Below are 13,330 nucleotides of genomic sequence, written 5' to 3' on the forward strand. Positions count from 1 at the left end.
ATGAGACGAAGATCGTCGCCTCACGCGGACGTGAGCGCGGGGTACTCACGATATTCCAGCGCGTTGGCGGCGCGATCGGTCATCCAGGTGAACACCTTGCCGAACACCCGCGTGCTCAGCATCCGGTAGGCGCGGTTGCGGCTGCGGATCTTCGCGGCGGTGCGCGGGGCGAGGAAGTTGCCGGAACCCTTGCCGTTCTTCTGCCCGACGGTGGCCGGCTTGCGGAGACGCTCCTCGTACTTCGCGAACGCCGTCACGTGGTCGCCGCCGGCCGCGGCGAGCTCGCCGGCCAGCACCTGGGCGCCCATCATGGCGAGCCCGGTGCCGGACCCGCCGGGCCCGGCGCACCACGCGGCGTCGCCGAGCAGCACGACCCGGCCCTTCGACCAGCGGTCGAGGTGGATCTGGCTGATCGAGTCGACGTACAGGTCGTCCGCCCCCGGCAGCGCTTCGAGCAGCTTCGGCGTCTCCCAGCCGGTGTCCGCGAAGAGCCGCGCGACGAGGGCACGCTGCTCGTCCGGGGTGCGCCGGCGGAACTCGACGCCGTCGGCGGCGAAGACCAGGCCGACGTGCAGCTTGTCCGGCAGCCGGTGGCTGCCCACGCTCAGGCCGCGGCCGGGCTCGTTGTACATGACGCTGGTGTGGTCGAGGCCGAGGTGGTTGGGCGCGGTGAACCCGGCGATGCCGAACCCGAGGTCGCGCCGGCAGTCCTGCTCGGGCCCGAAGGCGGCGGCTCGCACCCCGGAGTGCACGCCGTCCGCCCCGACGACGAGATCGAACCGCCGCGGCGCGCCGTGCCGGAAGGTGACGTCGACGCCGTCCGCAGTCTCGGTCAGGCTCGTGACGCGGTCGCCGAAGACGTACTCGGTGTAGTCCTTCGTGTGGTCGTAGAGGATCCGCGCGAGGTCGCCGCGGAGGATCTCGACCTCCCCGCTCCAGGCGGCTCCGGCCACGGTCAGCTGGGGTTTCGCGTCGAGGCCGAGCACGGTCTGGTCGCCCATGGCGGTCTCCAGGCGGCGGACGTCGTCGAGGATGCCCATGGCCCGCAGGAGCTTCACCTGCTCACCCCGGAAGTCGACGGCCTGCCCGCCGGGCCGCAGGGCGGCCGCGGTCTCGACGACGGTCACGCGGTAGCCGTGGCGGCGCAGCCAGTAGGCCGCGGACGGGCCGGCGATGCTGGCCCCGGACACGAGCACGGTCTTGGCGGTCATCGGAGGATCCTCTCGGTCGGTGTCGATGACCCGAGAGTGCGCGGTCGCGCTGACGGTCCACGCACGATCCGCTGACCGTTCGGCCGGTGGTGTCCGGTTCGAGTGGCTAGCATGACGCGCGTGGACCGCTCCGCCGCAGACCGGATCCCGCAAGATGGCGAGGAAGCCGCCGTCGAGGCGCGCATCCTGAACGCCGCCGCGCACCTCATCGCCGACGAGGGGTTCGGGCGGCTGAAGATCGGGGCCGTCTGCGCCCGGACCGGCTACGCGCGGTCCGTCATCTTCCAGCACTTCGGCGACAAGGACGGGCTCGGGCAGCGGCTGGTCGAGTACGCCGTCGAGGAGTTCACCACCGCCTACAGCGAGGCCGTCGCGGCCCGGACCGGCTCGGCCACCGCGACGCCGATGGACCTGCTGCGCGCGCTGCTCGACATCATCTTCGAGCTGATCCGCACGATGCCGACGCTCAACCACGCCTTCCTGGCGCTCTGGGGCGACGCGGCGTCCGAGTACTCGGCCCTGCGCGGCGCGCTCACCGAGGCCGACCGCCGGTTCCGGTTCGCCATCGCGCAGACCCTGGCCAGCGGCGTCGCGGACGGCACCATCACCGGCGTCCGCGACGCCGACGCGTACGCGTCGGCGCTGCTGGCGCAGCTTCGCGGGATCTCGATGCAGGCGCTGATCGACCCCGACGGCGTCGACCTGCGCGGGGTCCGGTCCGAGCTGGAGCGCGGGATCGACCGGCTCTCCGCGGGCTACCGCGGCAGCGTCTAGAGCGCGAAAACGATTCCCCGCAGCACGATCACCCCGATGAAGACGAGCGTGAAGGCGAGGTCGAGCGAGATCCCGCCGATCCGCACCGGCCGCACGACCCGCCGCACCGGCCCGATGACCGGCTCGGTGGCCGAGTAGGCCAGGCTCCGGGCCCGCCGCGTCCACGGCGGGCTGTCGGCCAGCATCCCGACCCAGTCCAGCACCATCCGCGCGATCAGCACGAGCAGGTACAGGCTCAGCGCGAAGCCGAGCAGTGTCCCTAGTGCACCCATGGTTCCTCCGTCCCTGTCACCCTGACAACGCGCGAAGGCGCCCGGCAGTGCCGGATCCGTCCGGTTCACAGGTTCTCGACAGGATCGCCCGCCCAGCGGCGGATGGCGAACCGGCTGCCGTCGCGCTCGACTTCGGCGGCGCCGGGCCCGGCGAAGTGGGCGGGGACGACGAGTTCGCGGTGGTCCGCGGTGCGTTCGAGGACGCGGCGGCGGGTGACGGCCGCTTGCTGCTCGTCTTCGCAGAAGCAGCTGCTGTGCCGGGGTTCGAGGATCTGGACCGGGCTGTGCAGCAGGTCGCCGACGAACACGGCGCGGTCGCCGCCGGAGGCCAGTCGGACGACGGAGGAGCCGGGGGTGTGGCCGGGCGCGGGTTCGAGGGTCAGGTTGCGGTCGATGCGGTGGTTTCCCTCCCACAGCACGGCTTTGCCGAGCACGGGGGCGATGCTGTCCGCGTAGACGAGCAAGCTGCCCTCGCGGCGCAGTTGTTCGTGCTCGGTGCGCGGGGCGGGGCGCCGGTGGGCGTTGCGCGGGTCGAAGTACGTCTGGTCGGCGCGGGGGATCAGGTAGGTGGCGTTGGGGAAGGCCGGTACCCATTCGCCGTTGCGCAGCAAGGTGTTCCAGCCGACGTGGTCGTAGTGGATGTGGGTGTTGACGACGACGTCGACGTCTTCGGGCCGGACGCCGGCGTCGGCGAGCCGGTCGAGGAAGTTCGTCGCCAGGTGGTCGAACAGCGGGATCTGCGGGCGGTGCCGGTCGTTGCCGACGCCGGTGTCGACGAGGACGACCCGGCCTTCGCTGCGGAGCACCCAGGTCTGGACCGTGCCGCGGTAACCGCCGGTTTCGGGGTTCCAGTGGTCGGGCGCGAGCCAGTGGGCGTTGTCCTGCCAGAGCTCGGGCGGGCTGGGGACGATGGTCCGCGCGGGGGCGATCTCGCCCTGCCACTCGAGGACCTTCACGACTTCGACGTCACCGATGTGCATACTCCCACTGTGACGCTCCTGGGTGAGCATTCCAATGCTCCTATCACTCATTTTGATGCGTGAACGTCTCAAGTACTAGGGTATCGACGTGGACTTGCTGAGCGACGCGATCGCGGCGGTGCGGATCGGGCAGCCGACGTCGAACCGGCTGCGCGCCGGCGCCTCGTGGTGCTACCGCTTCGCGCCGTACGAGGGCGCGGGCTTCCACGTGCTGCTGCGCGGCAGCGGCTGGCTGATCCCGGACGCGGGTGAGCCGGTCGCGCTCGGCGCGGGCGACGTCGTCCTCGTCCCGCACGGCAGCGCGCACACGCTGTCGTCCCGGCCGGACGCGGCGGGCGCGGTGCCGTTCGAGACGGCCGTGCCCGAGCCGGACGGCCGGACGGAGTTCCTGTGCGGCAAGTACCGCCTGTCCCCGCGCGCCGCCACCCGGTGCTGGCGAGCCTGCCGGAGGTGGTCCACATCCCCGCGCGGATCGGCGGTCCGTCGGAACTGCGGTCGGCGATCGACCTGCTCGGCGCGGAGGTGAGTGCTCGCCGCCCGGGTTCGGCCACGGTCCTGACCGGCCTGCTGGATCTGTTGCTGGTGTACCTGATCCGCGCGTGGCTGACGGAAAATCCGCAGGCGGGCTGGCCCCAGGCGTTGCGCGACCCGTCGATCGCGGCGGCGCTGGAGGCCCTGCACGCGAATCCCGAGGCACCGTGGCGAATCGACGGGCTGGCGGCCCGGGTGGGCCTGTCCCGCGCGACGCTCGCCCGCCGGTTCACCGCGCTCACCGGCCACTCACCGATGGCGTACCTGACTTGGTGGCGCCTGACCACGGCGGCGCGCTTGCTCCAGGACACCGAGCTGCCGCTGCCGTCGATCGCCGGGAAAGTCGGCTACGGCTCGCCTTTCGCGTTCTCGCACGCGTTCAAGCGCCAGTTCGGTGTCGCCCCGGGGAGCTACCGGCTAGGGTCCCGATCATGACGCCGGATTCCGCCGCCGACCTCGACGCGGCCATCGCCTGCCTCGCCGACGGTCTGCGCCCCGCCGCGACGGAAGACTGGACGACGGCGCCGGGCACGGGCGAGCTGGACGCCTGGCGGACAGCGGAGCACATCGGCGACTGCTTGCTGTCGTACGCGGCCCAGGTGGTCTCGCGCCGTCTCAGCGGTTACGTGCCTTTCCTGGCGACGCTGGAGAAGGACGCGTCGTCAGCCGAGGCGCTGGAGTTCGCGTTGACGGGCAGCGCGATCCTCTCGGCGGTGGTCCGGTCCGCGTCCCCGGAAGCCCGCGCGTACCACCCGACGGGCACCGCGGACCCGGCCGGCTTCGCGGCGATGGGCTGCGCGGAGGTGCTGGTCCACGGCGAGGACCTGGCCCGCGGCTTGGGTTTGGCATTGGACCCACCCCGCGAGGTCTGCGCCCGAACGGTGTCCCGGCTCTTCCCGCACCTCGACGACGTCTCGGACCTGGACCCGTGGACAGCGCTGCGGTGGGCGATGGACCGGGTGGAGGTCCCGGGCCGGCTGAAGCAGACGGGCTGGCGCTGGCACGGTGCCCCCCTCGACGGGTGACACCGATCGTCAGCTCGGGCGCAGGTGGTGCGGTGCGATGAGTCCCGGCTTGCTGAGCACGACGAGCTGGTCCTCCAGGGAGGCGAGCCGCTCCTCGATCGTCGCGTTGATGGCGTCGACCTGGGCGCGGTCGCACCCGTACTCGAACGCGATCGCCCCGAGGTAGCAGCCGGTGATCAGCGTGGCCCCGCCGAGCCACCACAGGGCGCCGGCGATGTCCGGCCCGTCCGCGATCCAGCCGAGGACCAGGGCGAGGGTGGCCAACACGATCGCCGACGCCGCGAGCCCGGTGTGGGAAAGGGTGACCCACGGGCTGCGCTTGCGCCACCACCCGAACAACTGCAGTGATTCGGGCGCGTTCAACGCGGCGACCGCGCTCCGGATGTTGGCGAGCGCCAGGCGGGCGTCCCGCTGGCGGGCCAGCGGCAGCGGCGCGGTCCACGACCGGAGCCGCGTCTCCAGCTCCACGCACGCGTGGCGGACCCAGAAGGGCGTGGCCGCGCCGGGGCGCCGGGGCCAGTCCGGCGTTCGCCCCTGGTTGCGCAGCCAAGCGATCCCCATGACCAGCACCGCTCCGAAAACGATGATCTCGGCGACGATCAGGGTGTCGGCGTCGAGGCCGGACGTGGCGACGAGCATCAGGGTCACCATGCCCAGGCCCAAGGTGAACACACCCGCGCCGAACACGACGAACGCACGGTTGGGCGTTCGTGCGAGCCGCTCGTCCAGCCAGTCCATCGGGCGGCGGAGGGCGAACCGGCTCGCGCTGATGAGGAGGAAGATCAGCAAGGAGAACGTCGGCAGCCCGGCGAACAGAGCCGCGTTCCACACCGCGGAGAGCTCGGGGAACGGCACGAAACCCACCGCGATGTTCGCGCAGCCCAGCAGTACGGCCAGCATGATCACACCCACCGCCGCGCCGACCCTGGTCCGGTCGGGCAGGGGTTCGACCGCCACGACCAGTTCCGGCGTCTGCGGGGACACGACGAGTTCGATCTCGGCGAGGACCGACTGGACCCCGGCCGCGAGCGAACCGAACCGCAGCTCCACGCCCTGTGCGTGCGCCAGCTCGCCGATGGCCGCGGGAAGATCCTGACGCATCGGCATGGTGGCTCCGGTCAGGACCACCGGCAGCAGCCGGATACCGTTTTCGATCGCGGTGGCGATCTCGTCGTGCACCCAGTCCACGTGCCGGCCCGACCGGTCGGCCAGGTCCGAGAGCCAGGTGGAGTGGATGACCACCACCAGCACGTCCGTTTCCGCCAGGCGCGCACGAAGCGCCGCGGGGTAGGGCTCCCCGACGCGCAGCGTCGTGTCGAAGTACACCGCCTCGCGTCCGAAGTGGACGGACAGCTGATCCGCGAGCGCCTCGACCAGCAGCGCGTGGGGCAGCAGGTTACCGGCCGCGTCCCGCTGCCGGTAGTTGACGAACACCTTCCCGCTCACTCTTGCCCTCGCTCCGCCGGTGCGCCGTGCTCCTGGAGCATGGCGGTGAGCTTGGCCTGCCATTCCGTGATCTCCGCGCTCCAGCGCCGCGCGTTTCGCCTGTCCAGCAGGCAGTTCGCGCAGAGCACGCCCACGGTGAACGCGGCGGCGATCGCGATCGTCCGGCCCGCCGCGAGGAGCGGGTGCCCGAGCACCGGTTCGGCGAACACGCCGACCCCGGCCGCCGTGGCGTCCAGCGCGACGATGCTGGCGAACCAGCTGAGGTAGGCGATCGTCTCCGGCCGGTAGCCGCGCCTGATCCACGTCGGGATCGATACGCGAGCTCGGAGATCCAGTTCCTCGCGTGCGTCATCGAGTCGCGAGAGGATCAACTCCGCGTCCCGCCGATCGGCTTGCGTGCCGGGCCTTCGCGAATTCTTGGTGTCGAGCAACCGTTGCTCCAGCCGGTGGGCCGCACGGCGGAAGACGGCGTGTTCGGTCGTCACCGGAGGTGGCCACTCATCGTCGCGCTCCGCCGTGCGCAGGAACCAGAGCCACAGAACCCAGAGCGAAACCGAGAAGAACGCGATGAAGAAGAATATCTTTCCCTCGTTCAGGTCAGGGTCTTCGGTGATCGAGTGAATGCTCGGGAAGAAGCTGGCCAGTAGGATGAGAAAGGGGACGATCCAGTATCGCTTGAAGATTCCTTGGACGCCGCTCACGCCCGCTCCCTTCTCCCAGCGGTTGGTCAAGGGTTGCATCGCGAAAACGAGGATGGTCGTGAGGGTCGAAACCAGGGCCAGGATGAGGGTCGAGATGGCCGCGGGCTGCGCGAACCGGTCCCACGTGGTTTCGTCGGAGTAGAAGAGAACCGGTGTCAGTACGAACAGCGAGACGGTGCTGAGCAGAAGCCGGAGCCAAATCCGCTTCTTGCGTGGTGCGGAACTTTCCGGCGGCGCGGCGGCGGGCGCGACGTGGTTCTCGAGTTGGCGGACCAAGCCGTTCAGGTCGGCGGCGTAGCTAGCCGCCCGGATGGGGGCCGCTTGGTGTTGCGCGAGTTCGCCGATCTCGGGCGGCAGCTCCTCCCACGTCGGCATCGTGGCGTCGCCGATCGGCACGGGGATCACGTGGATCCCCCGGTCCAGCGCGCTCTTGATCTCGTGGAGCACCCAGTCCTTGCGGCGAGGCGCCTTGAAGCTGTCCACCCAGCCTTCGTGGATCACCACGATGAGCACGGTGCAGGCTTGCAGCCGCCGTTCCAAGGCGGCCGGGTACCGGTCGCCGGACGGGATGCCGTTGTCGATGAACACCTCCTCGGCCCCGAAATAGCTTTGCAGCACGTCGGCGATGGCGGCGACGGCCGTCCCGTGTGGATTCTTGCGGTAGTTCACGAATATGCTGGACATTTTTCTCTCGGCTTGCGTTTTCGGACTCTGCTCAGTATTTTCGGTGCGTGGAGAACGATACGGAAGCACCCGCCGGTCTCGATGTGACGCTCGGGGGAATCCGGGACGAGCTCGCGGGCCTGCACGCGCAGAGCAAATTCCTGAACGAGGTCGTCGACCGGCTGCACACCGAGAACGAGCAACTCCGGAAAGCCGGTTCCCAGGCCACCGTGGCACCGGCCCTGCGCGAACTGATCAAGCTGGCCGACGACTGGCGGAGCCGGGCGGCCGCGATCCGCGAGGACGCCGATCCGGGCCGGCTGTGCGCCGACGTCGTCGAAGACGTGACCTTGGTCTTGGAACGGCAGGGGATCGAGGCGTTCTCGGCCGAGGCGGGTGCCGATTTCGACCGGCGGCAGCACCGCGCCGTCGGCACCCGGGTCACCGAAGACGAAGCCCTCGACGGCCGGGTCGCCGAGGCGCGCAAACCGGGGTACCGCAGCGAAGAGCGTGTCGTGCGGTTCGCCGAAGTCGTGGTGTACAAGGTGGCGGCCGGCCGCTAGACGGTGACCGGCCGGCTGGCCAGCACGCCGATCACCACGATCACCGCGAGCGCGGTCACCACTACGGCGATCACCAGCATCGCCATGGCCACCCGCCTGCCGTTCGCCACCGCTTTCGGTACGTCGCTCATTGCACGGCCTTCCGGTTGATCAACCACTGCACCGGCATCGCGGGGTCGTCGTTGACGATGCCGCCGGCCGTGGACTGGTGCGAGGTCACGTCGCGGGCGTCCTCGTAGCTCACGACGAAGTACGCGACCGTCTCGAACTGGTTGTCGATCGACGCCACCAAGTCTCGCTGACCCAGGTCGGTCAGCCACGCGCGCACCGCGGCGTCCCGCTCGGTTCGGCTCTTCGCCGACGTGCCCGCGTACGGGTGGTTTGTGCCGTTCGGTTCGATCAGTGCGTCGGCCTTGGTCACCACGACGGCGACCGGAATCTTCAGGAGGGCACCCGCCTTGACGCTGCGGTGCTCGCGCTGAGCCTCCACGAACCGCTCCAGCGAGGCCTTCGGCACGGCGTTGGACGCACGCACCCGGCCGAGGACCGACCGGTCCGTCTCCGAACGCACCTGGCGTAGTGAGAACGGGTCGACGACGAAGACGACACCCTTGGTGTGCTTGAGGAACTGCGACTCCGCGAGCTGGTCGGCGCTTTCGGGGATCTCACCGGCCGGGTCGTAGAGGTACAGCAAGCGTCGCGCCCGCCGACCTTCTTCGCCGACGTAGATGTTGTAGGCCCGCGGCCGCGTGGTCGCGGTCTTGACGGCGCGATTCGGGTCGTCGTACACCCCGAGCTGCAGGTTCCGCTCGAACTCCTGCTTCGCCCGCTCGTCGGCGAACTCGAACCCGTCACCCAGCAACATCAACCGGCTGACCGCCGAGAACATGTACACGGACTTGCCCGCCGTCGGTCCGGCGATCACGGGGATGTGCACGGTCGGCGCCCGCAACCCGCCGATCGGCAGCTGGGCCATGCACCCGGCGCACTGGGCCGGGAGTTTCGCCTTGCCGTTCGCGAGCAGGGTCGGCAGCACCTCCTCGCAGCGGCAGGTGCGGTGCAGGACGCCCGCCATGTCGGGCAGCAGCTTCTTGTGCTCGGCCCGGCAGTTCGGGCAGCGGTAGATCGGGCGCGTGGCGCGTTCGTGGCAGCTGGGGCACTCGATCGTGATGCCGCGGATCCAGAGCAAACAGACCTCGAAGACCCACGACGCGCCGGCGGTCGCCGTGGCCGCCAGCACGAGGAAGCCCAGCAGGGCCGCGAACACCGTGGACACGACGACCAGGAACGTGCCGGCGGCGGCCGCGCCCAGCACCAGCCCGATGATGGTCATCACGGCGAGCGGGTAGGTCACGCCGTGGTGCAGCGAGGAGTACTTCGCCCGGCTCCACGTCCGGCCCGCGAGCGACCGGGAGACCTCCGGTTCGGGTCGCGTCCGCGGGTCGTCGACGACGACCCGAGTCCACGTCTGCCCGACGGCCTGGGTGAGCACCTTCCAGTAGTCGAGCAGCACGGGCCCGGCGTAGTAGCTGCGGTAGGCGGGATCGGCGCCGGCCTTCCGCGACGCCGGGTCGATGCGCAGGTGCCCCGCCGGGCCGTACGGGGAGAAGCCGGCGAACGCCGCCGTGACGAACTCGATGAGACCGACGACCAAGGCGACGACCCCGCTCACCGCGAGGAACAACGATCCGATGTAGACGAAGGCGGTGAACACGACGGGGATCAGCGCGCACAGCAGCATCCCGGCGAGCACGAATCCGACGATGTACCCCATCAGCGCTGCCTCCGCAGGCCGAGCAGGCTCAGCAGGCCCCGCTTCTCCTCGTGCGCCGACCGCCATTCACGCCACCACTTGGGCCAGCCGCCCTTGGGCGCGTCGACGTCGAGCCGGGAGCGCACCGCGGCCGCCTTGAGCTGTTCGCCGATCTTGTCGAGGTGTTTCGCCTTGCGCCCGGCGATCGCGGCGACCAGCGTCTCGTTGACGAGCCGGTGGCGGATCCGGCGGTCGGAGACACTCCGCCACACCACGATCACAGCCGCGACGTAGTTCGGGGGAGCCTTGGCCAGACGCGTGCGCGCCTTCTCGACGTACGCCGGGAGGAACTGGGCGCCGGCTTCTCGCAGGGCCGCCTCGATCAGGTCGTGATGGGTTCGCGCGTCGGCCCGCAGCACGTACTCGGCCAGGGCACCGAGCAGCCGCTGCGCGAGGTCTCGAGGCAGGGAGGGCAGCAGCCGCAGTCCTTCGTCCACCCGGCGTCCGGCGTCGTCCCTCGGGGTGGCTTGCCGGAGGTGGCCGAGGAGCCGGATCGCCTCGAGCAGGACGGCGTCCTCCGCGCGCAGCGAACCGGCCAGGTGGGGGGCGAGCAGGTCGTCGATCAGCCGGGCGTGGTCCGATCCCGGTTCGCCACCGGTGGCCTGGTCCAGTGTCGCGGCCACGATCCGGCTCAGCAGACCGGTGCCGGCCAGCACGTCGGGGTGCAGCGAACGCAGCGCGCGTTCCGCGTCCGACGTCGTCGGGTCGGCCGGCCACAGCACCGGACCGAGCTGTGGCCACTCGAGTTCGCGGTCGTCCAGGGCCTTGCCCAGCACCGAGACCTTGTCTTCGTGACCTCCGCGGGCGAGGACCAGGTCGGCGAGGAGCGCGACGCGGCCGCGGGCGCCCATCTTGCGCAGGACCTTCCCAGCCCGCGGGGTCAGCGTGGTGCACAGCGGGATGACCTGCCGGGGGTCAGTGAGCCGGGCCGAGAGGACACGCAGCGTCGCCGCGCGCAGTTCCCCGTGCCCGGCCATGCGATCGAGGAGGTCGCCGGAGCCCGGGTCGGTCATCGCCGGGAGCACGGCTTGGGCCGCGACCTGATCGAGCTCCGCCGGGTCCAGCCGGGGAAGCCAGAGCTGGTCCGGGGTCGCGAGCGCGGCGAGGTAGTACGCGCCGAGCAGGTCGGCGGCGACCGGTTCCCGGCGGCGGTCCGCGGCGTCGAGGTGCGCCGCCCAACTGCGCAGATCGACCGGACCGCCGACGGCTCGCAGGCGCTCGGCGAGTCGTCGCCAGCCGTCGGCGGTGAGCGTGCCCGGCATGCGTTCGACCGCGAGCGCGGCCACGTCGAGCAGCAGGTCTTCCGGGACGTCCCGATCGGACGGCAGGTCCTCGACGCACCCGATGAGCACGGCGAAGGCTTCCAGCTCGCCCGCCAGGAGCGGGGAAGCCACGCGGTCGGCCGTCATGATCGCCGTCTGGACGTCGCTTCGGCTCCACAGCGTCGCCATCATCGCCGCGTAACGCGTGGTCTCCCCGGCGGCACCGGGCTCGACGAGGTCCACGACGGTGAAATCACCGTAGCTCGGGAGCAGCACGTCCGGGGAGGTGCAGCTGACGAGCACGCCCGAGTCCTCGGGCCGCGACGTGTAGGTCACGAACGAGATGGCGAGCCCGAGGGCCCGGGGGAAGGACCGGCACAGCGCGGCCAGCCACAGCGCGCCCGTCCGGTCGTCGTGGACGACGAGCACGATCCGGCCCCGTCCGTCGGCGAGCACCCGCTGCACCGCGCTGATCATCCGCGCCAGACCTTCCGCCCGGCCCGGCGCGGACAGGAACCGGCGGATTTCGGCGGGACTCGTGTCGCCGCCGGGCGTGAGTGCGTCGATCGCGGGGAGGTCGGTCCGGTTCTGGTGCGCGTGGACCCAGACCGGGCTGCGCCACATGTCGATCGGCAGCGCACGACCGAGTTCCCGGTCGGCGTCGTCGAGCAACAGCGCGTGGGCGAAGTAGTTGCCGGTCCGCCCGGTGAAGTCCGCACCCGCGTACCGGGTCTGGAACAGCGCGGCGGACCGGCCGGTGCGGATGAACCCGAAGGCCACGGGGAACGTGCCGAGGTCGGACTCGTCGGCGGAAGCGAGTTGCGGTCCCACTTCGTAGGCGCTGGCCCGCACCGCGAGGTCCACCAGCTGCTTGGGCGCACCGGGGGTCAACGCGCTGACCTGGAAGCCCTGGATGCCCTCGAGCCCGTTCTCGCACGACGTGTAGTGGAGCTGGTGCATGCTCATCGCTTGCCTTTCGTCGTCCCGATCGCACCGAAGCGCGCGAGGAGCCACAACATGGGGTCTTCGAGGCGGTACGGGTGCACGCCTTGCGGCGCCAAGTGCTTGCCGTCGACCGGTGGCGCCCCCAGCGCGGAGAGCCCGAAGTACCGGTAGGTCTCGAACGTGTTGGCCACGCTGCGGTCGAAAGCCGGGTCGTACCACTGGTCGAGCCAGGCCCTGACCTCTTCGTGCACGTCGAGCCCGTCCGCCTCGTCGTAGGCACCGACGTGCCGGGAAGGCTGCCGCAGCGGCGACTCGGTGGCGAAGGAATCCGGCAGCAGGTCCAGCTTGGTGAGCGCGACGGCCAGTGGCGTGCGGAGACGCCGGCCGACCGGACCGGTACGGCGTTCCCGCAGCAGCTCCCCGAGCCGGTTCAGCACGTGCAGCTGATCGGTGTAGCGGGTCTTCGCGCCGTTCACACCGACCAGGTCGCGGACCTTGGGCATCTGCAGCGGATCGAGCAGCAGGATGATCCCCTCGGCGGCGTCGAGGTAGCTGATCAGCTGGTCCATCGCTTCGGCGCGGGCGACGTCCTCGCCCGCGGTGTCGTAGAACACCGTGACCACGGGCGCGACCCGGGCCGACCCGAGCACGCCCTGACGCCGGAAGCGGAGGCTGAACATCAACGGCTCCGGGCTGCTGACCCGGGCCGACGCCGTCTGCGTGAGCGGGCGCTGCTCCTCGAACAGCGGCTTGTCGAAGTCCCGCTGGTAGCGCACGCGGGATTCTTCGCCGAGCAGGTCGAGCGACATCCCGGTGAACCGTTCGCTCACCTGGCCGCGTTGGAACTCGTGGACCAGCACCCCCACCCACGTGCTCTTGCCGGAGTCGGAGGAGCCGATCACCGCGATGTTGCGGCCGCCCCCGTCGACGTACTCGCGCAGCAGCTCCCGCCCGCAGTCCGGGCAGACGCGCCGGCTCTGGGGGAGCTTCCCGTGCGGGCAGCGGCCCTTCTTCAGCTGACGTTCCCCGAACGTCTCGCCCTTGTGGTCGCACTGTTCCCCGCACCGCATCCGCAGCTCGGTGCGCCGGAAGCTCGTCCAGCAGTACGGGCACTTCGTCTTTGTCACACCGGTTCCCAGCACGC

General features: G+C 70.7%; 13 protein-coding genes and 1 pseudogene. 5 read left to right on the top strand and 9 right to left on the bottom strand.

Going from position 1 to position 13,330, the window contains the following annotated elements; all coding sequences use genetic code 11:
* Positions 1-20: 20 nt before the first annotated feature.
* The gene (locus AB0N03_RS00745; protein ID WP_364363200.1) at positions 21-1,211 is read right to left on the bottom strand and encodes an FAD-dependent monooxygenase; all 1,191 of its coding nucleotides are present in this window, start codon (positions 1,209-1,211) and stop codon (positions 21-23) included.
* A gap of 111 nt (positions 1,212-1,322) precedes the next feature.
* Here AB0N03_RS00745 and AB0N03_RS00750 point away from each other — a divergent pair, with 111 nt between their 5' ends.
* The gene (locus AB0N03_RS00750; protein WP_364363203.1) at positions 1,323-1,985 is read left to right on the top strand and encodes a TetR/AcrR family transcriptional regulator; all 663 of its coding nucleotides are present in this window, start codon (positions 1,323-1,325) and stop codon (positions 1,983-1,985) included.
* Here AB0N03_RS00750 and AB0N03_RS00755 read toward each other — a convergent pair.
* Together AB0N03_RS00755 and AB0N03_RS00760 are read right to left on the bottom strand one after the other, a co-directional pair.
* Positions 1,982-2,257, bottom strand: a complete 276-nt coding sequence (locus AB0N03_RS00755) for a YggT family protein (RefSeq protein ID WP_155541239.1) — start codon at positions 2,255-2,257, stop codon at positions 1,982-1,984. The two genes, AB0N03_RS00750 and AB0N03_RS00755, sit on opposite strands and share 4 nt — an antisense overlap.
* A gap of 65 nt (positions 2,258-2,322) precedes the next feature.
* Entirely contained in the window at positions 2,323-3,237 is a 915-nt protein-coding gene (locus tag AB0N03_RS00760; protein WP_364363206.1) for an MBL fold metallo-hydrolase, read from the bottom strand.
* Positions 3,238-3,355: 118 nt separating this feature from the next.
* On the opposite strand from AB0N03_RS00760, the pseudogene AB0N03_RS00765 reads away from it, so the two are divergent.
* The 3 genes and pseudogenes from AB0N03_RS00765 to AB0N03_RS00775 form a co-directional block, all read left to right on the top strand.
* Positions 3,356-3,783: pseudogene (locus AB0N03_RS00765) on the top strand (cupin domain-containing protein); the annotation flags it as partial.
* A 180-nt stretch (positions 3,784-3,963) separates the two neighbouring features.
* Positions 3,964-4,203 (top strand): helix-turn-helix transcriptional regulator, encoded by a 240-nt coding sequence (locus AB0N03_RS00770; protein WP_364364229.1) that lies wholly within the window; start codon positions 3,964-3,966, stop codon positions 4,201-4,203.
* Positions 4,200-4,793, top strand: coding sequence for a hypothetical protein (locus AB0N03_RS00775; RefSeq protein WP_364363208.1), 594 nt, complete (start codon positions 4,200-4,202; stop codon positions 4,791-4,793). Before AB0N03_RS00770 ends, AB0N03_RS00775 begins: the two co-directional genes overlap by 4 nt.
* A gap of 9 nt (positions 4,794-4,802) precedes the next feature.
* Here AB0N03_RS00775 and AB0N03_RS00780 read toward each other — a convergent pair whose 3' ends face one another.
* Both AB0N03_RS00780 and AB0N03_RS00785 read right to left on the bottom strand, forming a co-directional pair.
* Positions 4,803-6,239, bottom strand: a complete 1,437-nt coding sequence (locus AB0N03_RS00780; protein WP_364363211.1) for a TIR domain-containing protein — start codon at positions 6,237-6,239, stop codon at positions 4,803-4,805.
* A complete protein-coding gene (locus tag AB0N03_RS00785; RefSeq protein WP_364363214.1) occupies positions 6,236-7,609 on the bottom strand; it encodes a hypothetical protein in 1,374 nt (457 codons plus the stop codon). Before AB0N03_RS00785 ends, AB0N03_RS00780 begins: the two co-directional genes overlap by 4 nt.
* A 62-nt stretch (positions 7,610-7,671) precedes the next feature.
* On the opposite strand from AB0N03_RS00785, the gene grpE reads away from it, so the two are divergent.
* Positions 7,672-8,166 (top strand): nucleotide exchange factor GrpE, encoded by a 495-nt coding sequence (gene grpE / locus AB0N03_RS00790; protein WP_364363217.1) that lies wholly within the window; start codon positions 7,672-7,674, stop codon positions 8,164-8,166.
* Here grpE and AB0N03_RS00795 read toward each other — a convergent pair.
* The 4 genes from AB0N03_RS00795 to AB0N03_RS00810 are packed head-to-tail and all read right to left on the bottom strand — an operon-like array spanning position 8,163 to position 13,313.
* Positions 8,163-8,297: a hypothetical protein gene (locus tag AB0N03_RS00795; RefSeq protein WP_364363220.1), complete on the bottom strand. Its 135-nt coding sequence runs from the start codon at positions 8,295-8,297 to the stop codon at positions 8,163-8,165. The genes grpE and AB0N03_RS00795 overlap by 4 nt on opposite strands.
* Positions 8,294-9,940 carry a hypothetical protein gene (locus AB0N03_RS00800; RefSeq protein WP_364363223.1) on the bottom strand — a complete coding sequence of 549 codons (1,647 nt, stop codon included), beginning with the start codon at positions 9,938-9,940 and terminating at the stop codon, positions 8,294-8,296. Before AB0N03_RS00800 ends, AB0N03_RS00795 begins: the two co-directional genes overlap by 4 nt.
* Entirely contained in the window at positions 9,940-12,207 is a 2,268-nt protein-coding gene (locus tag AB0N03_RS00805) for a GTPase-associated protein 1-related protein (RefSeq protein ID WP_364363226.1), read from the bottom strand. The genes AB0N03_RS00800 and AB0N03_RS00805 overlap by 1 nt, the downstream gene beginning before the upstream one ends.
* Positions 12,204-13,313: a hypothetical protein gene (locus AB0N03_RS00810; protein ID WP_364363229.1), complete on the bottom strand. Its 1,110-nt coding sequence runs from the start codon at positions 13,311-13,313 to the stop codon at positions 12,204-12,206. The genes AB0N03_RS00805 and AB0N03_RS00810 overlap by 4 nt, the downstream gene beginning before the upstream one ends.
* Positions 13,314-13,330: the final 17 nt, after the last annotated feature.

Source organism: Amycolatopsis sp. NPDC051061, from assembly GCF_040682935.1.
GTDB lineage: Bacteria > Actinomycetota > Actinomycetes > Mycobacteriales > Pseudonocardiaceae > Amycolatopsis.

Bases quoted from the DNA above. Each gene is read 5' to 3' on its own strand.
- AB0N03_RS00745 (WP_364363200.1), bottom strand. From the start codon at position 1,211: ATGACCGCCAAGACCGTGCTCGTGTCCGGGGCCAGCATCGCCGGCCCG.
- AB0N03_RS00750 (WP_364363203.1), top strand. From the start codon at position 1,323: ATGACGCGCGTGGACCGCTCCGCCGCAGACCGGATCCCGCAAGATGGC.
- AB0N03_RS00755 (WP_155541239.1), bottom strand. From the start codon at position 2,257: ATGGGTGCACTAGGGACACTGCTCGGCTTCGCGCTGAGCCTGTACCTG.
- AB0N03_RS00760 (WP_364363206.1), bottom strand. From the start codon at position 3,237: ATGCACATCGGTGACGTCGAAGTCGTGAAGGTCCTCGAGTGGCAGGGC.
- AB0N03_RS00775 (WP_364363208.1), top strand. From the start codon at position 4,200: ATGACGCCGGATTCCGCCGCCGACCTCGACGCGGCCATCGCCTGCCTC.
- AB0N03_RS00795 (WP_364363220.1), bottom strand. From the start codon at position 8,297: ATGAGCGACGTACCGAAAGCGGTGGCGAACGGCAGGCGGGTGGCCATG.
- AB0N03_RS00800 (WP_364363223.1), bottom strand. From the start codon at position 9,940: ATGGGGTACATCGTCGGATTCGTGCTCGCCGGGATGCTGCTGTGCGCG.
- AB0N03_RS00805 (WP_364363226.1), bottom strand. From the start codon at position 12,207: ATGAGCATGCACCAGCTCCACTACACGTCGTGCGAGAACGGGCTCGAG.